The sequence below is a fragment of the Psychrobacter namhaensis genome (assembly GCF_016107545.1).
GTDB classification, from domain to species: Bacteria; Pseudomonadota; Gammaproteobacteria; order Pseudomonadales; family Moraxellaceae; genus Psychrobacter; species Psychrobacter namhaensis.
The window spans coordinates 1-25,879 of record NZ_JABASS010000008.1 but is presented as its reverse complement, the minus strand read 5'-3'; the positions used below and the strand labels follow the sequence as shown (position 1 = coordinate 25,879).

The following is a 25,879-nucleotide window of genomic DNA, read 5'->3' as shown; positions in this document are numbered from 1 at the left end:
AAACGATGAGTAGCTTTGACAATAATGCCGTGTCGGGCAACAAAAAACCTGCTTCCGTTAGCGATAGTAGTGCGGTTAATGGTACTTGGGTGACCTGCTATGCGAGCTTGGGTAGTAATCTATCTAATGAGCTGGGTTCACCTATAGAGCACTTGCAGCAAGCAGTGGCAGGCATGCGAGACCATAAGCAGATACGAAAAGTTAGCGTGTCTTCATTTTATGCATCAGCACCTATGGGGCCGCAAGATCAGCCTGATTTTATCAATGCAGTGACTGGTTTTGAGACGACGCTGACAGCGTTTGAGTTACTTGCGTTTTGCCAGCAGTTAGAACAGCAGGCAAAGCGTGCGCGCTTGAGACGTTGGGGCGAGCGTAGTCTTGACGTGGATATTTTGTTGTACGGCGACACACAAATGATGGATCCTAAGCTAACGATACCGCATGCTGGATTGCCTGAGCGTAATTTTGTATTGATACCGCTCTTAGAATTGGCGCCAAACCTAGCCATCGCAGGAAAACCAATAGATGAGTACCCAAAGAGTACAGATTGGACAGACTTAAAACGGTTATCAAGTTCCTGATCAGCTTTTTAATCATAGGAAAAATGATATAGTCCGTTCGAAATAAAATCGATATGTTAGTAGCCACGCGCGATTGGTATAAACTCCCTTGCTTGCTGCTATCACAGAAGCGACAGAAAGTGCATTCCGGTCGCGCTGTATCGGTTTTAAAGTAAGCCGCCTACAGTTAGGGTATTGATAGTTTAAGGCAGCACAGATTAATTGAGGGTCATATGACGACGTTATCTACTTTAAATAAATTTAAAAAAGACGGTACCAAGTTTACTTGCTTGACGTGCTATGACTCAATGTTTGCACGGATGATGGACAAGGCGCAGATTGATACGATTTTAATTGGTGATAGTTTGGGTATGGTGGTACAAGGTCACGATTCAACGTTGCCCGTGACCGTCGACGATATGGCTTATCACACTGCCAATATTGCCCGTAGTAATAAGCACGCTTTGATTTTAGCGGACCTGCCCTTTATGAGCTATGTGACGTTGCCAGAAGCCGTGACCAATAGTCGCCGGTTGATGCAAGCAGGCGCCCATGTGATTAAAGTCGAGGGGGGTAGTGAGCTTTGTGAATTGGTCACAACCTTAGCACAAGCGGGCACGCCAACTTGTGTGCATTTAGGCTTGACGCCGCAATTGGTCAATGTCTTTGGCGGTTATAAAATCCAAGGTCGCGGTGACGAAGCGGCTGATAAGTTACTAGCGGATGCCAAAGCGGTCGTCGCTGCTGGTGCAGCGTTGTTGGTACTAGAATGCGTGCCAGCTGAACTTGCTAAAGTAGTGACAGAGGCGGTAGCCGTACCTGTGATTGGGATTGGCGCTGGCGCAGACACAGATGGCCAAGTACTGGTGATGCATGACATGCTAGGTATGGTCCATGGCCGTGTCCCACGCTTTGTACATGATTTTTTGACGGATGAGCGTAATACTGAACGCAGCATCGAGGGTGCCTTCACGCTTTATCAGCAGTCCGTACGCGAAGGCTCTTTTCCCACTGAACAGCACCAATTTAGCTAATCTTATGCAAGATTTGAAATAGAAGAATATTGAACCATGCCAATGATTTATCAGCACATCTCAGCACTGCGCGCAGCCTTGCAGTCTTATCGTGGTACACAAAATGACAGACAGGCTAGCCCCAGGCGTATCGCTTTAGTGCCAACGATGGGAAATCTGCATGATGGCCATCTTGAGCTGGTCAAAATTGCCAAGCAGCAGGCTGATATCGTGGTGGTCAGTATCTTTGTCAATCCCACTCAGTTTGGCGTAGGCGAAGACTTTGATAGCTATCCACGTACGCTAGATGAGGATGTCGCAAAACTGGCAACGGTAGATGCCGACTATGTTTTTGCTCCGACTGTCGATGAGATGTATCCCGTCTTGCCACCGCCGACGTCTGTGCTGGCTGGTGCTATTACGACACAATTATGTGGTCAGTCGCGTCCTGGACATTTTGATGGCGTTGGTATTGTGGTCTCTAAGTTGTTTAACATCGTCCAACCGGATGTTGCTGTTTTTGGACAAAAAGATTATCAGCAGTTAGCGATTATCAAGCAATTAGTGCGTGATTTGAGCTATCCGATTGAGATCATTGGCGCCCCTATTGTTCGTGCTGCTGATGGATTGGCATTATCATCACGCAACCAGTACTTAAGTGCAGCTGAGCGTCAAATAGCACCTGTGTTACATCAAGAGCTACAACATTTGGCACAGCAGTTAAAAAATAATGCGCACAGTCAGCAAGCGGTTGAGTCCTTATTAACAGAAACTCGCAACCGTATCACTGATGCAGGTTTTACGATTGATTATCTAGACATAAAAACCGACGCGCTAGATTCGCTGGTTAATACGGGTGCGATGTTTAATGCAGAAAATAAGAATTTGATTATTCTGGTTGCTGCTTGGTTAGGACGGGCACGCTTGTTAGACAACCAGTTAGTCAGTTAGTCAGTTAGTCAGTTAGTCAGGGGTAATAAATCAGTCGTTGTGACAGAGTAACTTGCAAGATGCAATGGACTAGGGTGGGTGGATCATGGACGTAAGTCAGGATAACAGTAACGATCAGGACAGGCAGGTAGCAGATACATCCGCACCTGCCGATACGCTCAGTATTTTAGTTGTATCCGGTCTGTCAGGATCAGGTAAGACCTCAGTACTGAATGTGTTAGAAGATCTAGGGTATTACTCTATTGATAATCTGCCATTATCTTTATTACCCAGCGCTGCCCATAAACTGGTCAATGTAAGTGGGATTCGCCGTGTGGCACTCGGCGTCGATATCCGCACACCACGTGCTGATCTGTCCAGTTTTGCAGAGATGCATGAGTCCCTAAGACAGACATATGGGACACATGCGGTAAATATGATATACGTGACGGCACAAGAGAGTACGTTGATAGCACGCTTTAGTGCGACTCGCCGTGTACATCCTTTGATGTTGCAGGAGGAAAATAGCGACATCGCAAAGTATGTGGCTTTTAATCTTCCTGCTGCGATCAAAAAAGAGAGTGAGCTGTTAGAACCGATCGCCGGATACGCCGATATCAGAATTGACACCAGCAATCTGAATATCCACCAGTTAAAAAATAACTTACGTGAGTATGTCGGCGTCGACAATCAAATTGTCATTAACTTGCTGTCTTTTGGCTTTAAATACGGCAGTCCTATCGATGCTGATTTTGTGTTCGATGTGAGGATATTGCCCAACCCCCATTGGAATCCTGAGCTACGCACGGCGACAGGTCTGGATGCAGAAGTTGCCGCCTTTTTTGCAGATTGTCCAGAAGTGGCGGAGATGACGGATGATATCGATAAATTTTTAACACGCTGGTTGCCAGAGTTTTTACACAATAATCGTCACACGGTGACAGTGGCGATTGGTTGCACAGGTGGTAAGCATCGTTCAGTATTCATCACCGATAATTTACAGCGTCGTCTTGCCGATGCTATGCCGCAAGGTATAAAAGTGCTGGCAAAGCACCGTGAAAAAGATCGTTGGTAGTTATTGGTAGTCATCAAAAACTATTAATTTTATTATTTATTATTTTGGAAAGCTTTTATGATTGACTGGTCAGAACAGGATATGCGCGTTTCGCGCACAGAACTCAAAAAAGCCCATGAGCGCTTGCAACAATTATCGATACCGCTTGCCAGCTTATCGAAAAAGCAGCTAAAAAACTTGCCAGCTAGTGATTATTTTATGGCAGAGTTGATGGCGTTGGCTGATATTACCAGTGCCAATGCGCGTAATCGCCAGACCAAGCGGGTCGGCAAGCTTATCAGCGAAGAAAATCGCCACGAATTGGTAAAAGCGTTGTTTGATGCATATTTTCCAAAAGAGCAAATCTCAAAGATAGAAAGCTGGTATGAGCGCCTCAACATCAATGATGAAGGAACGCTCAAACAGTTTGTCAAGCAGTACAAAGCCTCTGAACACAACAGTATGTATCAGTTGCTACTGTGGATTGAATACGCCAAACACACGCAAGATGATGAGCTCATGGCAGAGTCAAAAGAAGATTTGGCGAGTTATATTCGTGAAGTGGCTATTTTATCGCAATTAAAGAAGTAACGATAAAACGCCAGTGATTAGAAGTGTCAGTGATTAGATGATAGGGTGGTTTGGTTTGCGATTGAGCCAGATGACCTCATGACTGTTGCTGGTGTACTAAAATACGAAAAGCCAATCATTGAATGATTGGCTTTTTTGACCTTGACTGATAAACGCATCTCAAATACTTAAGGAAGGCTGGATTATTTCTTTTCAGCGCGGGCTTTATCGACTAAATAATCAACGACTTTGGGTACTTTAGCACTTTCACCAGTCACCACGTATTTGCCTTGGACGACTACTGCTGGTACGCCAGAAAGCTGGTAGCGTTTAGCGCCTGCTTGTGAGCGGCCGATTTTTGTTCCCACAGCAAATGAGTTATAAAGACTGTTAAATTTCTTTTCATTAACACCCTTTGATGCGTACCATTTGCTCAATGAGGATTGATCAAACAGCTTTTTGCCATCTTTGTGAATGGCATCAAATAGGGCGTCATGCGTTTTGTCTTCGTACCCTAGTAGCTGAGCGGCATAAAAGCCACGAGCGTTGGCTTCCCAAACAGGATTAAGCGCGGCTGGCGTTTTAAAAAATGCCACATCTTTGTCTTTGGTTTTTGCCCATTTTTCCATATGCGGATTAAGAACATTACAATGGGGGCAACCGTACCAGAAAAACTCACGAACAATGATAGCATCACCGCTGATTTTTTCTGGATTGTCTAGCACGCGATAGTCTTTTCCAGCGACATAGTCCGCAGCTTGTGCGCCCATAGTGGCAAGTCCAATGGCCATGGCCAGACCAGTCAGTGTGATGACACGTTTCATACTTTATCCTTGAGGTGTGAAGACTTAGGGTTCGTTAGGGTTTTAAATGCATAAACGATAGAGCGTCAAGTATTATCGAGCGATAAACAGCGTATCAAAACGACAATAGTGTACTGCCTATGATAACGTAAAACCTATGCGCTTGTGAATCCGATTCTTAACTGATGGTTGTAAAGCTGTGAGCTATTATTTAAGGGATATTTCTTATGGTCTCTTACCTTAATTCAGTCTGAGTTTTGCTCGTTTTCGATTGTATTTTTTCAAAAAAATTATTGTCCGGTATTTGAATGGTGTCAGAGAGTCACTACAGCCGAAGACCGCTAAAATCGATACATTGATATAACCTACTCCTGGTACGATTTTTTCTAGCGTACTTCTTATAAGCGTGACAGACGTTATAAGCGTTTAAGCTATTCACAATCGGTGACGATGTACGCACGACAAAGTGGCCGCTCTCATGCTAATATTGCTCACATAATTGTGCACTTTATATGATAATAATGATAATGACCATAAAGGAAAAACGCTATGAGCTCAGCTCTATCTTCTGCGCCTTCTTCGGAGGAGCCCGCGAACAGCAATCTCAATGAGACAGATCATACAACAACTGCCATCAATGTAGATCCTAGCGAAGTTGAAAAATTTAACAAGTTGGCTAGTGAGTGGTGGAGCAATACTGGCGCGTTTGCGACCTTGCATGAAATCAACCCGCTCCGTTTAAATTGGATAGAGGAAAACGTCAAGCGCGGTTATCAACACGACAACGCTCGTCAAGATGTCCATAGAACGGCGACGACGGGACTTACTGGCAAAAAGGTGCTTGATGTTGGCTGTGGCGGCGGTATATTGTCGGAATCAATGGCACGTCGCGGTGCGGATGTCACGGGTATTGATTTGGGTACTGAAAACCTAAAAGCGGCGGCGCTGCACGCGGAGCAAAGCGGTTTAGAGCACACGTTACGCTATCAGCACATTCCAGTTGAGGCGCTGGCAAAAACGCATGCGGGTCAATTTGATGTGGTGACTTGTATGGAGATGCTAGAGCATGTGCCTGATCCAAGCTCGATTGTGCAGGCTTGTTTTGAGCTATTAGCCCCAGGCGGCGTTTGCGTGCTATCAACGATTAATCGTAACCCTAAATCATATCTGTTTGCCATCGTTGGCGCAGAGTATGTCTTACGCTTGCTTGATCGGGGCACACATGACTATGCCAAATTTATTACCCCAGCTGAGCTAGATAAGATGGCGATCAATACTGGCTTTACACGGCAAGACATCATTGGTCTGCATTATAATCCACTGACCAAACGCTATTGGCTGGCACAGAATGTCGATGTCAATTATATGATGGCAGTACAAAAACCTCTGGCTTAACGCTGTACTTAACCCTTTGTATGCCATCATATTTCATTAAACACGTTATCAATTTTAAGAGTACTCATTATGGCCCAATTTGTAAAAGCGGTTTTATTTGACCTTGATGGGACACTGATCGATACGGCTGCTGACTTTGTTCGTATCATTGGTAACATGAGTCGCGAAAATGATTGGCATGCGCCATCTGAAGTAGAAATCCGTGAGCAAGTCTCGGCGGGTGCGTCGGCCATGGTGCAGTTGATGCTACGACACAACGACCAACTTGAGGTCAGTGAGGACGCGTTACTTAGTTTTCGCCAGCAGTTTTTAGACGACTACGAAGCCGCGATATGTGTCGATAGTTGTGTGTTTAATGAGTTAGAAGAGGTATTGACGACTCTTGAAGAAAAAGGCGTGCCGTGGGGTATCGTCACCAACAAGCCGCGTTATTTGGCAGAGCAGCTACTAAGCATCATGCAGTTAGATGAGCGCTGTGCCGCTTTGGTCTGCCCTGATGATGTGTCGCGCTCCAAACCTGACCCAGAGCCGATGTATATGGCCTTAGAGAAGCTTGGTATCCCGCGCGGTGCGGCTGGTTGCGTCCTTTATGTCGGCGATCATATACGGGATATCGAAGCGGGTAATGCGGCAGGTATGCCAACGATTTTAGCCGCTTATGGTTATATTCCTTCTGAAGATCAAAAAAACCTAAAGAAATGGGGCGCTGACCATATTGTCGATACTCCTGAGCAGTTAAATAAGTTGTTGCTGTCTTCTGGTAAATTTGAATATCTATAAACCAATCCACTATAAATCCGTATTTTCCATTAGCGGGCATCGCTATTTTGCACCCCAACTATAAAACGATAAGCCGCGAGTAATAACATGAGTGACAACATGAGTAACCCTACCAATCCGCCAGCTCAGCAGGCCGACAATCAACCAACCGCCCAAAACTCTGTGCAACCTTTAACTCATGAGGACATTCGTAGTTTTGTGCCACCTAATAACTGTCTAGATGGTAAAACTATTTTGGTGACGGGTGCAGGTGATGGTATTGGTCGTGTAGCAGCGTTAACCTATGCTCGTTATGGTGCTACTGTTTTGCTATTGGGACGTACCAGCAGTAAGCTTGAGTACGTCTATGATGAAATTGAGAGCTTTGGTGGCAAGCAACCAGCCATGCTGCCGATGAACTTAGAAGGCGCCACCTATGCCGAAATGCAACAGCTAGAAGGCCTGATACACAAAGAAGTCGGACAGTTGGATGGTATCTTGCACAATGCTGGGATGCTAGGACAGCTGACACCGCTTGAGATGTACGACGTTGACACGTTTGCCCAAGTGATGAAGGTTAACTTTACCGCGACCTTTATGCTCACCCAAGCGCTACTACCGCTACTTAAAGACGCTGCTAATGGCTCTATCGTCTTTACGTCTAGCACGGTTGGTACACATCCTCGCGCTTTTTGGGGTGCTTATGCGCTCTCAAAGCAAGCGGTGGAAGGTATGAGCGATATATTTACTCAAGAAACGCAAAATACCACAAACTTACGCTTTAACTGCGTCAATCCTGGTGGCACGCGTACCAATATGCGCGCCCATGCGTATCCTGGTGAGAATCCTATGAGCCTGAAAACGCCTGAAGACATCATGGCAGGCTACGTCTGTCTGATGAGCGATGACAGTATTGGGGTACGTGGGCAAGTAGTCGAGCTACAACCAAAAGATTAGCAGCGTCACTTTATCGCCAGTACTATAGTGTTTTATATATGGTTTTACGTTCGATGGTCGCTTGCAATCCGTTCTCAGGCACCCCATCTATTTGTTATTAAAGAATTTTATACGAGTTAAGTTTCACTCGTATAGTGGTATCACCAATAATAAATAGGATGGAATTATGGCAGGTGGTTGGTCAAGAGATGGTGCTGAGCACGAACAGATGGATGCGACCGTTAACGATGCGCTAGAACGGGCGCGACGTTCATTGCCAACGGGCGTTAGTGCTGAGCTGTGTGATGAATGTGGCAATCCCATTCCAGAAGCGCGGCGCTTAGCCGTGCCGGGCATACAACACTGCGTCAGTTGTCAAACTGAGCTTGAGCAAGAGGCAAGAGCTGCGGAGTTGTTCAATCGACGTGGTAGTAAAGACAGCCAATTACGTTAATGAAAAAGCACCCTGCTAATCTACATAGCAGGGTGCTTTTTTGTAATGGCTTTTCTGTAATGGATCTCGTATTTCCGCTGTGGCGAGCGTCTGTATTCTGCCTATAAACTATATAACCAAGGCCATCAGTTCACGGTCACAGGCTTCCCAATCTATAGAAGGCGATAATTCTGGTAACGTGGGAGAAGTCAGCGTGTTTTCTATCCCTTCATTCTCCAAAGCGGTGTTGCTTGCGTGATTATCGCTGTCATCTAGCTGTAGAATAACCTCTAGTCGGCTATCAACCTGCGGGCTGATGGTGCTCGTGGTTAAGCTATCAGGGGTAAAGTTGATTTGTAGCCAACCATCAGAAGTGTGCACGACACCTTTGATACGTTGCCAGTTTGGTAGCGTTAACAACCATTCTTGTAGATCTTCTGCCTGTAACACATACTGTGCTGGCAACCGCCAACCTGCTAATTGTAGGTCCTGCTGTTTCTCATGATAACGATACGGCTGCTCAAGATCCGAGCTGGTCTCAGCATCGTCATTAGCTTGCGAAGGATTTAATAGCGAAGTAGGCGACAAAGCCGTGTTCAGTGGCTGTAAGCTGACAGAAGGTCGTTGAGGACGGCTGATATTCACAGTGCGCTGCTGTGCGAGAATATGGCTTGGTGCGCTCAACTGAGTATTTAGCGCTGCTAGATAGGCATTTGAGGTGTTTGTGGTATCAGAAGGAATCTGCTCAGAGACTGCCCAAATGATGTCTACCTGCGAATTTAGCTTGGCTATCCATTGTTGTAATGCGTGTTTTTCGCTACTACTTAATTGAGCGTAACGATTAACCACCAATACATCCGCATCACGGACGTGCGCTTGAAACCCTTCATGATTGCGATACTTGTCTTGCTGCCATTGCATACCACTCAGCACGGTGATCACCGCCTGCATCTTTAGCGCTGTCTGCCAATGCGGTGCCCCAAGTTGACGTATTAGCTCACCTGGATGGGCAAGCCCTGTGGGTTCAATGAGTAATCGCTGTGGATGATGGTCACTAAGCAAACGGCTAATAGCGATCTGTAAGGGTAGCTGGCTGGTACAACAGATACAACCACCGCTGACTTCTCGTATGGCAATGTCATTTTGCTCAATCGTCCTGTCTTGCGAGCTTGCCAGCAGGGCGCCATCAATCCCGATACGACCAAATTCGTTGATCAATAACGCCCAGCGCGCATCGGCAGGTTTGATAGTTAGTAACTGGTTAATCACCGTGGTTTTACCCGCACCCAAAAACCCTGTCACCAAGGTGCAGGGTATATTTTGGAAAACAGTCGTTTTTTTCAAAGGGGCGCTCATGATATTAACGTTACTAATACCTTAACGATTCTAATATATTCACAGTACTAAGCGAAGGCGACGTTACAAGAAGGTAATATGAAGCAGTTACTCACTTTTATCCGTGTCAATTTCGGCTTCGTCAGGGACAAATACATAGCCCACTCCCCACACGGTTTGGATATAACGAGCTTGCGAAGGATTGTCTTCAATCAGGCGACGTAGACGTGAGACTTGTACGTCGATAGAGCGCTCCATTGCCCCCCATTCACGACCACGCGCCAGATTCATTAATTTATCACGAGTCAACGGCTCACGTGGATGCTGAACCAAAGCTTTCAACACCGAAAACTCACCGGTCGTTAAAGTGACGACGTTGCCATCGCGTTTGAGGGTACGAGTTGACAGATCAAGTGTCCATGGGCCAAATTCAACCACTTCAAGTTGATGGCTTGGGGCACCAGGCAGCTCACGATTTTGGCGACGTAATACCGCTTTGATACGAGCCAGCAGCTCTTTTGGATTAAAGGGTTTTGGCAGATAATCATCCGCACCCGCTTCAAGACCAGCGATACGATCGGCATCACCCCCTTTGGCAGTGAGCATGATGATGGGAATATCACCATTATCTTCACGCAAACGCTTACAGATACTGATGCCGTCTTCGCCTGGAAGCATCAAATCTAACACCACCAATGAGAAAAGCTCACGTTGCATCAACTTATCCATCTGACTGCCATCGTGTGCCGTACGAACGACAAAACCGTCATCTTCTAGAAAGCGCTGCAACAAGGAGCGCAGACGGGCATCATCATCGACGACTAAAATACGCTGAGTCAAAGTGTCAGGGCTGTTGTTATCTGTCATACAGGCATCCTCTTATAAAAATTATTATTAGTAGCAATTATAGTTAAAAGTCATCGGTAAAAATCACGTATAAAAAATCATGAGCAAACACAGTGCCATTACTTAATTATTAGCCAAAAATGAAGATCCATCTCAGTACCTCAAAAATTTGAGTACTATTGTTCAACGCGTTAGCAGCGACCAATATTTATGCTATTGATACTTTAGTGTATAAGATTGCAGTCATAATTGCACCATTCATAAGGATAAATGCTGTATGCGTTTGTTTAACAGGGCTTCAAAACTAATGATATCAGACGATTTTTGCGATAAAACGGATGATAAATAACGAAAAGATAAAAAGGATTTTTATTCATGCAGCTTTTGCTATAATGCAAAACTACATTTCTCAACGATTGATACGTATATGAGTAGCACTGATACCTTAACGCCATCTCAAACCTCGACAAATGCACAGGTTTTGGATGCAACCACACACGCGAATATTCACGACAAGCTTGCTCGCGCGCTTGGCATTAAGACTGCTCAAGTCAATGCGTTTGTCAAACTTTACGATGAAGGCGCGACGGTTCCCTTTATTGCCCGTTACCGCAAAGAAAAGACGCAGAATCTTGACGATGCCCAGTTGCGAGCGTTAGAGAAGTCTCTTAACTATGAGCGCGACATGGCCACCCGTCGCCTCAAAATTACTGAGCTGCTGAGCACGCAAGGCAATTTGACCGCCGAGCTACAGGCGCGCATTGATAATGCGACCTCTAAACTTGAGCTGGAAGACATCTACTTGCCCTATCGTCCGCGTCGCCGTTCACCAGCGGCCAAAGCACGTGCGGCAGGCCTAGACGTTGCCGCCCAAGCGGTATTGACGCAAGAGATTACCCCAACGGACGCGCTAGCCGACTATCAAGCACAATCTAGCATTACCGATGATAGTGGTAATGAGATTGAAGTTGACTTCAGCGATATCGACAAGCAGCTCGCTGGTGTACAGGCCATCATCGTGGATGAATGGACGCAAGCATTGGACTTGCTGGACAATTTGCGCAGTGGTTTTGCCAAAACGGCCAGTATCGTATCGAGCGTGGCCAGTGAGGAAAAACGTGAAGTCGGTGAGAAATTCAAAGACTACTTTGAACATAGCGAGAGTCTTGCGCGTCTACCCAATCATCGTCTGCTTGCGATGCTACGCGGCCGTCAAGAAAACGTCTTGGGACTAAAGATTGAGGGCGAAGATGCCCCCTTTATCGAAAAAATCATCAGTCATTTCGACGTCGATGCCAAAGCGCCTGCCGCCCGTCGTGAGTTTTTAGCAGAAGCGGCCGGTAGCTTGTGGAAAGACAAATGGCGTCCACACATTGAGCATCGTTTATTAACAGAGAAGCGTTTGACCGCTGAGGCGGATGCGATTGAGGTCTTTGCCAATAATTTACAGCATTTACTGATGTCAGCGCCTGCTGGTCGCAAAGTTATTTTAGGCGTCGATCCGGGTATCCGTCACGGCGTAAAAATGGCCATCGTCGATGCCCAAGGTCATGTCATGTTAGACAGCGAAGATAAGCCTGTCGTCGCGACGGTTTATCCGTTTGCCCCTGACAATAAAATGGATGAAGCCAAAGCCGTCATCGATAAGTTGTTAAGCACCTATCATGTCGATTTGGTTGCTATCGGTAATGGGACCGCGAGTCGCGAAACAGATGCGATGATTAAAGAGATTTTGGCCGCGAACGATGCGCTCACAGCCAAAGCGGTTATCGTAAACGAGTCGGGTGCCTCCGTCTATTCAGCCAGTGAACTGGCTAGTGATGAGTTGGCGAATTTAGATGTGTCCGTTCGCGGGGCAGTCTCTATCGCTCGTCGTTTGCAAGATCCACTGTCAGAGCTGGTTAAGGTCGATCCAAAGGCCATCGGTGTCGGTCAATATCAGCATGATGTCAACCAAAATCAGTTGGCAGATAGTTTGGATAAAGTGACGCAAGACAGCGTGAATGCTGTGGGTGTTGATGTAAATACCGCCAGTCCTGCTATTTTGGCGCATATTGCTGGCCTGAATCGCAATGTCGCCCAGCAAATCGTCACTTACCGCAAAGAGCATGGCGCCTTTGATAGTCGCGAGTCACTAAAAAACGTCCCGCGCTTAGGTGCTAAGACCTTTGAGCAAGCAGCAGGTTTCTTACGTGTTCATGGTGGTAGTAACCCCCTTGATGCCACTGGTGTGCATCCAGAAAGCTATGCGCTCGTCGATAGTTTGTTGGCGCAAGCGGGTAAGCCGTTGCCAGAAGTCATCGGTAATGATGGGGTGTTAAATGCCATTGATACAACAGCGCTCGTGGCTCACGACGATAACATCAGTGTAACAGCCATCATTGAAGAGCTGGCCAAATCTGCACGCGACCCACGTCCAGAGTTTAAGACCGCTAACTTCCGTGATGATGTAAATAGTATTAAAGATCTGAGCGAAGGCATGACGTTAGAAGGTGTGGTTACTAACGTTACCGCCTTTGGTTGCTTCGTCGATGTTGGTGTCCATCAAGATGGGCTGGTGCATATCTCCCAGATGGCCAATGACTTTGTCGCAGACCCGATGAACCGCGTAAAACCAGGTGATATCGTCTCAGTGCGGGTCATCTCCATTGATGAAAAACGTGGTCGCATCGGTTTTAGTATGAAACCTGAAGTGGAAAAATCAGTGCGCCCAGCAGCGAAGGCCTCTGCGGCAAATGCGGGTAACGAAGATAAAGCCAGTCGTCCACGCAGCAATCGCCCTGCAACTGACAAGCGTCAGTCTAAGCCGCGTGGTAAAGCTCAGGATAAAGACAGTGCTAACCATCGTAGCAAAGCGCCAAGAGCGGAAAAAGCTGAAGCGCCTAGTAAAATGGGTACCCTTGGGGCATTGTTAAAAGAAGCGGGCGTGACTAAAGCGAAGAAATAATGACTACTGCTCGTGGCTTGTGATATTTATATATGAATATCACAGGCAATCAAAAAGGCAGCCATAAGGCTGCCTTTTTTAATTCGTCATGATAATTTATAAAGACCTAGCCGCTTATAGTAATTGGCTTAGGCGTTATTAATATCAAAACAGGTTAGCGTACGACAAGACGGCGACTTTCATTGAGCTGAACCTCACCCGGCTGGGTAGCAAGTAACTCACCATCGGGACCTTGGATTTTAGCTTTTAATGTGTTTGGCGCTGGTGTGCTGCGCATATCAGCAGGGGTGACTTTACCCGTATTGACGGATGCTGAGGCAGCTGTATCAGTCATTCCTGACGCAGAGCCATTGCTTAACTCCACTTCACCCGGCTGGGTCGCGATTAATTCACCGTCGGGTCCTTGGATTTTAGCTTTTAATGTATTTGGGGCAGGTGTAGTGCGCATATCAGCAGGGGTGACTTTGCCTGTATTGACGGATGCTGAGGTAGCTGTATCAGTCATTCCTAACGCAGAGCCGTTATTGACTTCAACTGCACCCGGCTGGGTCGCTAGTAACTCACCATTAGGTCCTTCGATTTTAGCTTGTAGGGTGTTATCTACTGGTAACACACGCTTATCTGCTGGCGTCACTTCTGTTTTATTAACAGGCATTGCCATAGCCAGACTTGGTAGAACAAGAGCAGCGCCCATAATGAGCGATAAAGTATTCGTTTTCATAGTATAACTCCAAAATATGTAAAGAGAATAAATGTCTAAACCATGAATGGGTACATTGACGCCATCCTTTTTATACTGGTTTTATTGTTATTACTATTTTTAAAATATCAGCTATGCAGCTGATATTTCAGTGGTAAACTCATTAAATTTCTAACAGTTTGATGTGTGAATGTGTCGTTATGCAACGATTGCTGTCTTAATCTGCATAAACTCAAACTAAACTTATTGTTAAATATTTATTCAACAATAATATATTTACCAGTGTTTGGATCAACCACACGTTGTTGGGTATCGGTATCCGGAACACGAATAACTGGGAAAGTTTGATCCACTTCGGTGTTATCAAGGATGCCTGCCTCGGCTTCTTCACCAACGATAACAGTACGATTTACGCCTTCAACAGCGACGGCAGTGCCTTGCGTGGTATTGACACGTTGTATCTGATCTTCTGGGGCAATGATGACTTCTTTAACACTATACTTAGCCGGACGAATGACCCGAGTGGTCTCGATGACAACAGGCTCTACAGTCCGTACTTCGGTGACAGCAATTTGGGCTTCTGGAGCTTTGACTTCACTGACCACTGGTGTGGGGAATTTACTGCCAAAGTGGTTGTCGCATTGCTGCATGCTTAGACGTACTGGGTTGCCAGCGGCATCCATATAAACGTTGACTGGCATGTCGGCTGCGATAGGGACATATGTACCCACTAAGGCCCCTGAAACCCCATAACGACCGTTTGATTGACCAACGCCCAAGTCACACGCTCCTGCCGAGTAGTCGTTTGTACGCAAGCTGTTGTTATCAACCACCCGCTGAGGAATGGTTACTTCTGACAAGCGCATTTTTTTGATGGTGGCTTCACCCGCTTGTAGTTTAGGGTTTTGATAGGTGTAAGGTGTATAAAATTTGGCTGAACCGTCTTTGACGGCTGTGACGCACTCTTCATAGGTGTCATAACCGACATTACCATGGCCATCAGTGGTCATAGCTGCATTGGCTGAGCTGGCAAACATAGCAAGACCTGAGGTCATTATTGCAGCTGTTAATAGGTTAAGTTTCATAATAGTTCCCTCTCAATGATAAATGAATTTTCCGATTGTCGAATTTTACAAGGACGACCAGCTCAGTTGACACAGTGCTGGTTGTTTTAAAGTATGTTTTTATCAGGCGTATTTTATTGGCATTGATTGATACAAAGTCGGTGGGTTATTTTTAGACGCTTACTTTTGGAGGGTGACTCTACCTTTTGCAGAATAGATATACTCACCAAAAATAAGATGTTCAACGTAACGATGTAAAAATAATGCCATAACCTGTTTAATCCTACTGCACTCGCTGCAATATGGCTGTGACATTAGGCTAGGAATGTGTAGCATAATGTATTAAAAAATCGAAAACGGGCAACATCATTCACCAAAAAAGTACGTTATTATTATTTGTTAACATCAGACGTAGAAAACCAAAAATCTTCTTAATAAAAAACCGCATCTTGTAAGCAAGATACGGTCATTAAAAGGATAAATATTAAAATATACGGCGTCATGATTTAGAAACTTCTATTCATCAACCACTTCAAAGCTAAGACCTGAATGCGCTTTTAAACGGGTTAAAAGCTTGTCGCCCATTGCGGAAGCTGGCGTCCAGAAACCACCACCCACATCATCTTTGCTGACATCTTGTGCCAAACACAATGCCGCTTGTGCCAACATGCGTGAGGTACTGCCATAACCAGGATCTTTGTCCCCAGTGACTTTGGTATGAATGGTTTCTTTATTGGCGGTTTGCCCAAAGAGGCGAATATCAAAGTAGCCGTTTTCTTGCTCTTCTTTCGATGGTCCAGAGCCTGACTTGGGTAGTACATGCTTAGACAGTAATTCACGGCTTGGTTTGATCATCATCGCTGTGGCAAAGCCAAATAAGCCTGCGCTCATCGCGTAACTTGATAGTTGACCTTTTACTCCATCTTTCATCCACATCGCTTCATCATACTTAAAGTCGCGGCCATATTCGTAGTCCAGCAACTGGTTGGTGCGATGTACGATACGGGTGTTGATGCTTGCCATAACAAAAGGGGCCAACCAGCGTTTATGCTCGCTATCATATTCTGGTTTGCTGACATTGTCTTGGCGCACGTTTGGGGCGTCTTTATCATCGTTCAGCAGATAAGGGTTTGCCACTTGCTTACGACGTGATTTATCTTCTCCCACTTCTTCAAAGATAGTGGCCATCGATGCGATGGTACCGCCAGACAGGCCGCCTTTTGCTGCTTTTACGCGCATGTGAATCACATCACAGGTCTCACCAAACGTCTCTTCTGCGTGGGTTTGAGTAAAGTAGACACCTAAGTCCGATGGAATAGAGTCAAAGCCACACGAGTTGACAATACGAGCGCCGCTTTGCTTAGCGGTATCTTGATATTTGTCCATCATGTCTTTGATAAAAATAGCTTCGCCTGTGAGGTCGACATAATCTGTGCCATTGGCCGCACAAGATTTGATTAAAGGCTCACCATATTTGAGATAAGGACCGACGGTAGAGATGATGACTTGAGATTGCTTGGTCATGTCATCAAGGCTGGCTTCATCATTACTGTTGGCAATAATAATATCTACTTTGCTGGCGAGCTTGGACTGTAACTCATTCAGTTTTTCCTCATCACGACCAGCGATCGCCCAAGTAACGTTTGCACCACTCTTGTCTTTAGCATTCGATAAAAATTCCGTTAAATAATGCGCCGTGATCTTACCAACAAAGCTTGTCGCACCATATAACACGACTGCGTAAGGACGGTTTTTATCATTGCCCTTTGCCATATTGTCCTTTGCCATATTGTTTGAGCTGTCCGTATTGTTATCCATATTTATCATCCTTTTTTATTAAGTATTTTAATGGCAAGTATTTGAATAGATAATTAAGCAGTGAGCTAAGGTATTCATGGGGTGGAAGTTTTTATCTATCCGGTCTATTGCCATTATCAGAGCTTGGGTTTTGATTTGCCTTTATATTTTCAGAGACTTTTTGTCAGTAACGTTTGCAAGCAACGTCCTTAAGCAATATCAGGCATAACTGACTAGCAACATTTATAGCAGATTATAGGGTAGAGGTGACAATTATTCAGTAGGAGCTAACCATCTCTACACACAAGCGCTATAAAGAGCGAGATAAGCTAGTAAATATTAAGGTTTGCTACAAACTTTACATAACCCACCGACATTATTACTAAAATGAACGTTTTCTGAAGATAAACATTGCTAATCTATGGACGTAAGCAGTCGTAACGAGTATTAAAAAAACAAAAATTGACGGTATTAATCAAAAGTATTTAATAGATGTATCAATAAATATTAGAGGGATTAAAACAGCTAACAGTAGTAAGTGTCTACTAGGCAGGATTTGAGTCGCGTAGTTTGATTAAAATTTGCTGTGTAAGCTTATCCATCTGGTTTTTTAACAATAATTTGAGGAGAATATTATGTTTCGCTGGGCTATTATTTTTGCCGTAATCGCATTATTAGCAAGTTTGTTAGGTTTTGGCGGCGTCGCTGGCTTATCTGCTAACTTGGCTTATATCTTATTGGCAGTTGCAGTCATCCTATTCATCGTAGCGTTTGTAAGTCGCAAGATGTAAGGGCAGACCACATATTTTTAGAAAACAAAAAGTCCTCAATTTGATTTGAGGACTTTTTTATTGGGACAGTTTTTATTGGAACAGGTTTTTTTACTAGAGCAGGTTTTGAAACAGTTGTGGAAGTTGCAAATAAACCGTCTGAACGCGTCACTATAAGCGTTTGGGCTGGATAATGTACTCCATACGTTTCGCTAATCGAATATCCAAACTGGTAATGCCACCTGTATCGTGCGTGGTCAGTCGTACATTTACCACGTTATAAGTGTTTTGCCACTCAGGATGATGTTCAAGTGCTTCGGCGTGAAAGGCCGCTTGGTTCATAAAGCTCATGGCTTCAATAAAGTCGCTAAAATGATAGCTTTTGACGATGCTGTTACCATCACGCTGCCATCCTGCTAGATCTTCTAACTGCAGATTGATTTGTTTGTCAGATAAACTACTCATATTAATAACCTTTATTGTTATGGTGGATTGGTTTATTAAAAGTATATGGGGTGAAAATCAACAGTGTTAGCGTTATCAAATACAATAACCGCTGTTGTCATGAGCAACGCATAAAAGGCCCGCCTATAGTGCTATCTTGCCATAGGTGTAAGAATAAATATACACATGGATAGAAAGCCAACTTATAGGAGAGCAATGTCGTATTAGTGCTTACACTTCAATCAGCCCCTAGGTATCAATCACTCAATAGACGCTTATAAGGTAATTAAGCGCTACAGCAAATTCTGATACTCAGGATGCTTATGGATATATGAAGAGACAAAAGAGCATTGCGGTATCACTTTTTTGTCTTGCTCCTGTGCATAGTCTAGGGCATGTTTGACCAAAGCTGAACCGACCCCGCGACCACCAAGTTGTTGTGGCACGATTGTATGATCATATACCAGTTTGCCATCACGGTCTTGATAACTGATATAACCAGTTTGACCCTCAATAGAGGTCTCAAAACGCTTTGCGGGTTTATTGTGAATAATGTTTAGATTGGATTTAGAAATGTGGCTGCTCATAAGGGCACTCCGTGATTGATTATTATTATCGAATTTTTATCGTTTATTTAGTCGGCCATGGCATTTTATGACAATTGCGATATAACGTCAGGGTACGCTAGGTAGTACGGTCAGTATGGCGTATCAGTAGCCAACAATCTAGACGCTTAGCGTAAGAGTAGATAGGGCAACTGTTAAGATTCTTAATGGCTATTGATTACATTGGCAAAATTTTAGCGCTATGTTTGTGGTCGTGAAAAAAAGCCATGTGTCAAAATATTTAGTTTAATCGTTTAGCCCTAGATGTCAGATAGCGTTAATAAAAAAGGTAGCTTGAATAGAAACAATAAGCGGCTCTATGACAAAATGAGCAAAACACAGGGTAAAGCAACTGTCAGCTTGCAGGGTATGCGCCACAATGCGATAATGACTGATAATTTGTAACCCTGATTTTGAGGTACGGCACGCTTAGCAGCATCGCTAAGTTGCATTTGCTGTTCTCTTCTATGCAGTCTATCGGAGTGTTAATGGCTCAATATATTTACACGATGAACAACGTGTCAAAACTTGTTCCCCCTAAGCGTGAAATCTTAAAAAATATCAACCTATCATTTTTTCCTGGTGCCAAAATTGGTGTTTTAGGTATCAATGGTTCAGGTAAATCAACGTTGCTACGTATCATGGCTGGCGTCGATACTGAGTTTAGCGGTGAAGCGCGCGCGCAAGCAGGCACCAAAGTTGGCTATTTGCCACAGGAACCACAGCTTGACGACAGCAAAGATGTCCGTGGTAATGTCGAAGACGGTATGCGCGAAGCATTAGATGCGCTAGCACGTCTCGATGCCATTTATGCAGAATATGCTGAACCTGATGCTGACTTTGATAAGCTTGCAGAAGAGCAAGGCAAGATGGAAGACATCATCCAATCGTGGGACGCGCATAATTTAAATACTCAGCTAGAAAAAGCCGCTGAGGCGCTACGTCTGCCACCATGGGATGCGGATGTCAGCAAACTATCAGGTGGTGAAAAACGCCGTGTGGCACTGTGCCGCTTGTTATTGTCACGCCCTGACATGCTATTACTGGACGAGCCGACCAACCATTTGGACGCCGAGTCTGTCGCATGGCTTGAGCAGTTCTTGCAAAACTATAGCGGTACCATCGTGGCTATTACCCATGATCGCTATTTCTTAGACAATGTCGCTCAGTGGATCTTGGAGCTTGACCGTGGCCATGGCTATCCGTATGAAGGCAACTATACTGAGTGGCTAGAGCAAAAGAACAACCGACTTGAGCAGCAGAATAAGCAAGAAGAATCTTTTGCTAAAGCCCTGAAAAAAGAGCTTGAATGGATTCGTAAAAATCAAAAAGGCCAACAGGCGAAATCCAAATCTCGTGTACAGCGTTTTGAAGAGTTAAACTCACAAGAGTTCCAAAAACGTAATGAGACCTCTGAGATCTATATTCCACCTGGCCCACGTCTAGGTAATAAAGTCATTGAAGTAAACGACATCTCCAAATCATTTGGCGACCGCTTACTATATGAAAACCTAAGCTTTAACGTGCCAGCTGGCGCTATCGTTGGTATTATCGGTCCAAATGGTGCGGGTAAAACCACGCTGTTTAACATGATCACTGAGCGCGATACCCCAGATACCGGCTCGGTCGACTTGGGCGAAAGTGTCAAAGTTGCCTATGTTGGTCAGGTACGTGATCACTTAGATGATAATAAAACCGTGTGGGAAGAAGTGTCTGACGGCCTTGATATCATTACCGTTGGCGACTACACCACGCCAAGCCGTGCGTATATCGGCCGCTTTAACTTCAAAGGTTCAGACCAGCAAAAACACGTTGGACAACTATCAGGTGGTGAGCGTAACCGTCTGCAGTTGGCGAAGACGCTAAAGCAGGGGGCAAACGTCTTGCTTCTTGATGAACCATCAAACGATTTGGATATCGAAACCTTACGTGCGCTAGAGGATGCGATTCAAGTATTCCCCGGTACAGTAATGGTCGTATCGCATGATCGCTGGTTCCTTGACCGTATTGCAACCCATATCTTGGCATTTGAAGAAGAGGGTCCCGTGTGGTTCGATGGCAACTATACTGAGTTTGAAGCCTATCGCAAAAAAACCATGGGTGATGATGCCAGTCCTAAGCGCATGAAGTACAAAAAGATTTCTAACTAGAGTGTTGGCTTAAAAGCTGAAATGAAAGCTTTCATCTGACACAATAAAAAAGACCTCTAACGATTAGAGGTCTTTTTTTATGCTTAATATCACAGACTAGCACTTTATCAATTAACGCTTACGTCCAAATTTGCGCTGTTTTTTATTCTTAATCTCAGTGATAGCATGAGTGATTTCAGTCTCATCTAAGCTTGCCACTTGCTGCAAAATTTGCATCATATCAGGCGTCAGTACGTACTTGGCATGATGGGCAATGTCGTTAATACGGTGATCAAAGGTTAACACGCCAGTCTCATCATCTTTTTGTAAGTAATTGAGACGAGTCAAGGCACTGATGAAGCTAGTAAATAAAGCACGGTCGAAGAAGTCAGGAATATCATCCGCATAGAGCACAGACAAGCGCTGACCAAGCAGATGACACAAGTCAACGACTTCGTTTTCGGTCAAATTTCCTGAGCCTTGCTGGGCGAGTAGGGCAAGGGTCATAAAGTAACGCTCAAGACTCTGTCCCACTGGGGTCGCCAATACTTGCAGCTGCTGATAGTACTTACTGTTTGATTCAGGAGCGCTGAGTACGCCATCACCCAATTCTACAATCAGTCCATGAGAGAGCAGACTATCGACTTTTTTGTTGAGGGTTTCGGCTAAGCCATGCGCTGGATAATATAAGAATAGCTCGCTTTGTAAGAAGGGATACAATTGCTCAGTAATACTGTTTAGGCGGCTGCGCTCTATGCGGCCATTACGCGCAACTAAGGCTGCTAAGAAAGACAGTAAGATGAAGACATGCAGGATATTATTACGGAAGTAGCTAAGGAGTGCCGCCTGTTTGCCCGCAACCTGAATGATGTCGCCTAAGATGTGCGGCGTACGTTCGATGAGCTTTAATTTAATGCCATAATCAATGATTTGCTGCGGAGTCATATCAGTGATGACAGTGTCATCTGAATAGGCCAGCTGCTGAGCAAGACCTTGATAGAGTGCGATTTGCTCGCGGCAACTATTTTCATCTAACGCGGCTTTGGGTGCGGACAGCAGTACTAATGACAATAACGACACTGGCGTGACCACCGCGGCTTTATTGATGTGCTGCATGACTTTTACGCCAATATTATCGACCATCGCACTGGCTTTATCGTCCAGTGGTGTGTCGGTACGATCGGCAGGTAGGCTATTGGCTGGTACATCGAACTTTTGCATAAAGTCGCTGAGGTACAGTGGCGTGCCAAAGCTCAAGTGTACATTACCAAAGATACGCTCAATTTTACGGCCAACTTTGAGTAGTCCAATCAAAGACTCAGACTCTTTTGGCTTACCTTTTAGCTCACCAATATAAGTACCGCCTTCCATAATGCGCTCATAACCAATGTACGTCGGGATGAAGACCACGGGCTTATTGGACTGACGCAATTGACTGTGGACGGTCATCGCCAGCATCCCCATCTTCGGTGGCAACAGGCGGCCTGAACGCGAGCGACCGCCTTCAATAAAGTACTCAATGGGCGTGTTGCGAGTGATAAGGGTGTGCATGTACTCGCGTAACACCGCTGTATAAAGCGCATTACCACGGAAGCTGCGGCGAATATAAAAGGCCACTGCACCGCGTAATAGTGGGCCTAATACTGGCACATCTAAGTTGTCACCGGCTGCGACATAAGGAATGCTTAGCCCTCGCTTGTAGATGACGTAAGACAATAATAAATAGTCAACATGGCTACGATGACACGGGACGTAAACCAGCTCATAGTCCGTGGCAAGATCGCGCACACGCTCGAAATGATGGACTTCTACGCCATCGTACAATTGCGTCCATAACCACGTTAAAAACTTATAAAAACCGCGAATGATAGAGTGTGAGTAATCATTGACCATCTCATTGGCATAACCTTTCGCCAAGACACGAGCCTCACGTACACTGGTGCCCGTTTCTGCGGCTTCAGTCTCTATCGCGTGTTTGATCGCTGGTGAGTACACCAATTTGTCTACCAAGTTACGTCGATCTGACAAGTCAGGGCCGAGCATACTGGCACGCTGCTTGTCTAAATAAGTCGTGAGATGCTGCTGTAACATGCGTACCAGCTCACGATTGCCATCAGCTGCTGCTACCAATGCATAATTTGGCACGGCGTCGGCTTTATTTTTAGTATCATTTTCCGTGTTTGTTGAGTCGGCGTTTGCTGAATCAATGGCCCCTGATTCAAAAACAGCAGCGTTCTCTGGGTTTTCTTGAAGATGGTCCGTAATAAGGGTGCGCAAATCTTGTGGTGGGTGGAATTGGACAAAGGTATCACGCCCCATCACCCCAATATTAAACAGTTGCTTAGTGATACTGGGGTCCTCCCAGTTATCAGCGGTCAGCAGTTTGAATAAAGAATCCTCTTTCTCTGGTGCGCGTCCCCATAAAATAGACACTGGCACCAACCGAACCTTTAGCTCTGGGTATTGCAAGACCGCTGACACCAAACGGCCAAGGCGCGGTGATAATTGACTGTCTTTGGCACTTGGGTGGTTTAAAAATATGATGGCCGCATTTTCTTTGATATTGTGGGCAGCATCATTTACGCCAACCAACGCTGGTGGTAAGTTGTGCTCTTGCGTCTGCAAATCAATCAAAATACTGTTGGAGCGTGAGTAATCTTGCAACACATAAAATCTTAGGGTCTGATCGTCAGCATCGAATTCAGGCAACTCCCCTAAAAGCTTAGGTTTGACAGCAACGTCAAGCAGCTGACCTGATAGCTTACGATACAGCTGATTGATCGGGGCGTTAGCATAAGGCGTGGGTACGCTTGGATTGACGTCAGTTGGAGAAGGGTTATCAGTGACGACTGGCGCTTTAAAAATCCGTTTTTTTAGAAACTTCGGTATCATAATCAGTATCAAAAATAGTCAAATATGTTGCGCTTATGATGCCATAAAAGCCATCAAAGCGATATATAGTGTCTGTATATACTGCTAATATTCATAAGGTCTCGTGATCACACACGACATCGAGCCCTATGAGGCGCACGCAATTATTTGAGTATTCAGGGGCTAAGCATAATAATATATTGGCACAAAATACGCTAAACTGTAGGTTTACTTACTCATTAACGTCACTGAATGAAGCTAAAATATTATGACTCCAGCCATCGATCTTGCCAAACAACGTGGACTTGATTATCAAGTGCACGAATACACTCATGACAGTAGTGCCCCCTCTTTTGGACTAGAAGCCGCTGAAAAGCTAGGGGTTGACGTGACTCAAGTTTTTAAGACCTTGGTCGTATCGACAGACACAGGTGCGCTCGCTGTGGCAATATTACCAGTCGATAAAACGCTCAACTTTAAGAAAATGGCCAAAGCCTTATCTGCTAATAAATTGCTACCCTGCAAAAAAGTTCAAATGGCAGATCCCAAGCAAGTAGCTCGTAGTACGGGCTATGTGCTGGGCGGTGTCAGCCCGTTAGGACAAAAAAAGCGCTTAAAAACTGTGATAGATCGTTCAGCACAAGCTCAGCCAACGATTTATGTGAGTGGCGGTCGCCGTGGTCTGGAGATTGAGCTGCCACCTGCCCAATTAGCAGAAACATTGGCGGCTTGCTTTGATGCGATTACTGATGACTAAGCCGCCTGATCGTTAATGATCAGATAAGCTCAGAACTGACAGGCGCTTAGCTGCTACCCCTCAATCATATATTACAAGGACATACTTATGCCCCATTTAACCATTCAAGCCACGCCTAATGTCAGTATTTCACACGAAGAAGCCTTCCTCAAATCTTTGAACAAGGTGCTGTGGGACAGTGGACATTTTGGTCAGCAGACCGATATCAAAGCACGCATCGTACCCATTGAGACGTTTTTAGTGGGTACAGAAGATGACGAACAAAACAACGGCTTTATCTATGCGCATTTAAAAATCATGACAGGTCGTACTTTGGAGACGCGTAATCAGTTGGCTGAACTATTGATGTCAACCATAGAGGAGATACTAAACGCAGAGCAGTCAGGGCGAGCGGCGTTACAGATATGTGTAGAGGTTGAAGAGATCAGCGCGGTTTATCATAAAAAAATGCTTGGTCGTTAAAGGCACTGTTTAAAGGTATTATTTAAAGACACTGGCCTCTTTAACCTCTCTAGTCATGACAAACTATGAGTGTTCGCACAGTGACTTACTGGCATACTTTGGTAGTATCACCACTTCTACTTTGTAGCCTGCGGTTTTACTATGGGTTGCCATCAAATTGCGTGCGACACGTAATCGGTACTCCCCCGTACCCGGTAAACAGTCTTGATAAACAATACCGCCTTTGCTGCCATCATAAGTGCCATTTGGCATATATAGCACACCAACATTCGCGGTCTCAGGCGTGCCTGCCAGTGGGGCAATGTTGACCACGGCATATTGCCCATCTTCAGCCTGAAAACGGTACCAGTGCTCTTTTTCACTAGAAGCTAACTTCCCAGTAGTCGTACTACTCACCGCACCTTTGGCAAAGTGAATGGGGGTGTCGCTACTTTTCGCAGTCGCGCTATTGGTAGCCATACTGACAAGCGCGGTACTAAGCAGTAGGGCTCGTCCACAGTGTTTGGCTGGTGAAGCGGTCTGATGTTTTATGGGTAACATGATTGACTCCTGTGATTTTTTATTCGTTATTCATTGCCTACTACCTATTAGGACTCTTAATTTGAGTTGCATGATATTTAGTTAAGCATAAAAAAGTGCCTAAATGAACTGACCCCCAAATGTTGGACGGTTTAAGTTTATATCAAGGACTGAGTTCTG

At 45.1% G+C, this 25,879-nt stretch carries 24 protein-coding genes; 14 read left to right on the top strand and 10 right to left on the bottom strand.

The genetic code is table 11. The features are described 5' to 3' along the window. Nucleotides 1-5: 5 nt before the first annotated feature. The 5 genes from folK to yjgA all read left to right on the top strand — a co-directional run bounded on the left by folK (nt 6) and on the right by yjgA (nt 4,148). Nucleotides 6-581 carry a 2-amino-4-hydroxy-6-hydroxymethyldihydropteridine diphosphokinase gene (gene folK, locus JFC06_RS07600; RefSeq protein ID WP_198334564.1) on the top strand — a complete coding sequence of 192 codons (576 nt, stop codon included), beginning with the start codon at nt 6-8 and terminating at the stop codon, nt 579-581. Nucleotides 582-793: 212 nt separating this feature from the next. Beyond that, entirely contained in the window at nt 794-1,594 is an 801-nt protein-coding gene (panB, locus tag JFC06_RS07595; protein ID WP_198334563.1) for a 3-methyl-2-oxobutanoate hydroxymethyltransferase, read from the top strand. A gap of 36 nt (nt 1,595-1,630) precedes the next feature. Further along, on the top strand, nt 1,631-2,524 hold the full coding sequence (gene panC / locus JFC06_RS07590; RefSeq protein ID WP_198334562.1) for a pantoate--beta-alanine ligase: 894 nt from the start codon (nt 1,631-1,633) through the stop codon (nt 2,522-2,524). An 85-nt stretch (nt 2,525-2,609) separates the two neighbouring features. Beyond that, on the top strand, nt 2,610-3,578 hold the full coding sequence (rapZ, locus tag JFC06_RS07585; RefSeq protein ID WP_193005842.1) for an RNase adapter RapZ: 969 nt from the start codon (nt 2,610-2,612) through the stop codon (nt 3,576-3,578). A gap of 57 nt (nt 3,579-3,635) precedes the next feature. Further along, nucleotides 3,636-4,148: a ribosome biogenesis factor YjgA gene (yjgA, locus tag JFC06_RS07580; RefSeq protein ID WP_198334561.1), complete on the top strand. Its 513-nt coding sequence runs from the start codon at nt 3,636-3,638 to the stop codon at nt 4,146-4,148. 182 nt (nt 4,149-4,330) lie between these two features. Here the strand turns inward: yjgA and JFC06_RS07575 are convergent, their stop codons facing one another. Beyond that, nucleotides 4,331-4,951 (bottom strand): thiol:disulfide interchange protein DsbA/DsbL, encoded by a 621-nt coding sequence (locus JFC06_RS07575; protein ID WP_193005844.1) that lies wholly within the window; start codon nt 4,949-4,951, stop codon nt 4,331-4,333. A 528-nt stretch (nt 4,952-5,479) separates the two neighbouring features. Between JFC06_RS07575 and ubiG the strand changes: the two genes are divergently transcribed. The 4 genes from ubiG (at nt 5,480) to JFC06_RS07555 (ending at nt 8,474) form a co-directional block, all read left to right on the top strand. Further along, nucleotides 5,480-6,325: a bifunctional 2-polyprenyl-6-hydroxyphenol methylase/3-demethylubiquinol 3-O-methyltransferase UbiG gene (gene ubiG, locus JFC06_RS07570; protein ID WP_198334560.1), complete on the top strand. Its 846-nt coding sequence runs from the start codon at nt 5,480-5,482 to the stop codon at nt 6,323-6,325. Nucleotides 6,326-6,394: 69 nt separating this feature from the next. Then, nucleotides 6,395-7,105, top strand: coding sequence for an HAD family hydrolase (locus JFC06_RS07565; RefSeq protein WP_198334559.1), 711 nt, complete (start codon nt 6,395-6,397; stop codon nt 7,103-7,105). Nucleotides 7,106-7,204: 99 nt separating this feature from the next. Next, entirely contained in the window at nt 7,205-8,041 is an 837-nt protein-coding gene (locus JFC06_RS07560) for a YciK family oxidoreductase (protein ID WP_227670204.1), read from the top strand. Between the two features lie 166 nt (nt 8,042-8,207). After that, nucleotides 8,208-8,474, top strand: coding sequence for a DksA/TraR family C4-type zinc finger protein (locus tag JFC06_RS07555; RefSeq protein WP_193005847.1), 267 nt, complete (start codon nt 8,208-8,210; stop codon nt 8,472-8,474). 108 nt (nt 8,475-8,582) lie between these two features. Here the strand turns inward: JFC06_RS07555 and JFC06_RS07550 are convergent, their stop codons facing one another. Both JFC06_RS07550 and ompR read right to left on the bottom strand, forming a co-directional pair. Further along, complete coding sequence (locus tag JFC06_RS07550) at nt 8,583-9,809, bottom strand: CobW family GTP-binding protein (RefSeq protein WP_198334558.1); 1,227 nt, start codon at nt 9,807-9,809, stop codon at nt 8,583-8,585. 87 nt (nt 9,810-9,896) lie between these two features. Next, nucleotides 9,897-10,655, bottom strand: coding sequence for an osmolarity response regulator transcription factor OmpR (gene ompR, locus JFC06_RS07545; protein WP_193005849.1), 759 nt, complete (start codon nt 10,653-10,655; stop codon nt 9,897-9,899). A gap of 406 nt (nt 10,656-11,061) precedes the next feature. On the opposite strand from ompR, the gene JFC06_RS07540 reads away from it, so the two are divergent. Continuing rightward, nucleotides 11,062-13,581, top strand: coding sequence for a Tex family protein (locus tag JFC06_RS07540; RefSeq protein WP_198334557.1), 2,520 nt, complete (start codon nt 11,062-11,064; stop codon nt 13,579-13,581). A gap of 154 nt (nt 13,582-13,735) precedes the next feature. Here JFC06_RS07540 and JFC06_RS07535 read toward each other — a convergent pair whose 3' ends face one another. The 3 genes from JFC06_RS07535 to JFC06_RS07525 all read right to left on the bottom strand — a co-directional run bounded on the left by JFC06_RS07535 (nt 13,736) and on the right by JFC06_RS07525 (nt 17,163). Beyond that, the gene (locus JFC06_RS07535) at nt 13,736-14,302 is read right to left on the bottom strand and encodes a hypothetical protein (protein ID WP_198334556.1); all 567 of its coding nucleotides are present in this window, start codon (nt 14,300-14,302) and stop codon (nt 13,736-13,738) included. A 236-nt stretch (nt 14,303-14,538) separates the two neighbouring features. Continuing rightward, entirely contained in the window at nt 14,539-15,366 is an 828-nt protein-coding gene (locus JFC06_RS07530; protein ID WP_198334555.1) for a hypothetical protein, read from the bottom strand. Nucleotides 15,367-15,861: 495 nt separating this feature from the next. Further along, the gene (locus JFC06_RS07525; RefSeq protein ID WP_198334554.1) at nt 15,862-17,163 is read right to left on the bottom strand and encodes a saccharopine dehydrogenase family protein; all 1,302 of its coding nucleotides are present in this window, start codon (nt 17,161-17,163) and stop codon (nt 15,862-15,864) included. 614 nt (nt 17,164-17,777) lie between these two features. On the opposite strand from JFC06_RS07525, the gene JFC06_RS07520 reads away from it, so the two are divergent. Continuing rightward, nucleotides 17,778-17,933, top strand: coding sequence for a DUF1328 domain-containing protein (locus tag JFC06_RS07520; protein WP_193005858.1), 156 nt, complete (start codon nt 17,778-17,780; stop codon nt 17,931-17,933). A gap of 150 nt (nt 17,934-18,083) precedes the next feature. Here JFC06_RS07520 and JFC06_RS07515 read toward each other — a convergent pair whose 3' ends face one another. Together JFC06_RS07515 and JFC06_RS07510 are read right to left on the bottom strand one after the other, a co-directional pair. Further along, nucleotides 18,084-18,377, bottom strand: coding sequence for a 4a-hydroxytetrahydrobiopterin dehydratase (locus JFC06_RS07515; protein WP_193005859.1), 294 nt, complete (start codon nt 18,375-18,377; stop codon nt 18,084-18,086). Nucleotides 18,378-18,649: 272 nt separating this feature from the next. Further along, nucleotides 18,650-18,943, bottom strand: a complete 294-nt coding sequence (locus tag JFC06_RS07510; RefSeq protein WP_198334553.1) for a GNAT family N-acetyltransferase — start codon at nt 18,941-18,943, stop codon at nt 18,650-18,652. A gap of 506 nt (nt 18,944-19,449) precedes the next feature. Here JFC06_RS07510 and ettA point away from each other — a divergent pair. Next, entirely contained in the window at nt 19,450-21,111 is a 1,662-nt protein-coding gene (gene ettA, locus JFC06_RS07505) for an energy-dependent translational throttle protein EttA (protein ID WP_193005863.1), read from the top strand. Between the two features lie 111 nt (nt 21,112-21,222). Here ettA and plsB read toward each other — a convergent pair whose 3' ends face one another. Further along, entirely contained in the window at nt 21,223-23,982 is a 2,760-nt protein-coding gene (gene plsB / locus JFC06_RS07500; RefSeq protein ID WP_198334552.1) for a glycerol-3-phosphate 1-O-acyltransferase PlsB, read from the bottom strand. Between the two features lie 247 nt (nt 23,983-24,229). Here plsB and ybaK point away from each other — a divergent pair, with 247 nt between their 5' ends. Further along, the gene (gene ybaK, locus JFC06_RS07495; protein WP_198334551.1) at nt 24,230-24,718 is read left to right on the top strand and encodes a Cys-tRNA(Pro) deacylase; all 489 of its coding nucleotides are present in this window, start codon (nt 24,230-24,232) and stop codon (nt 24,716-24,718) included. 87 nt (nt 24,719-24,805) lie between these two features. After that, complete coding sequence (locus tag JFC06_RS07490; RefSeq protein ID WP_198334550.1) at nt 24,806-25,180, top strand: 5-carboxymethyl-2-hydroxymuconate Delta-isomerase; 375 nt, start codon at nt 24,806-24,808, stop codon at nt 25,178-25,180. Nucleotides 25,181-25,243: 63 nt separating this feature from the next. Here the strand turns inward: JFC06_RS07490 and JFC06_RS07485 are convergent, their stop codons facing one another. Next, nucleotides 25,244-25,720 (bottom strand): hypothetical protein, encoded by a 477-nt coding sequence (locus JFC06_RS07485; protein ID WP_198334549.1) that lies wholly within the window; start codon nt 25,718-25,720, stop codon nt 25,244-25,246. Nucleotides 25,721-25,879: the final 159 nt, after the last annotated feature.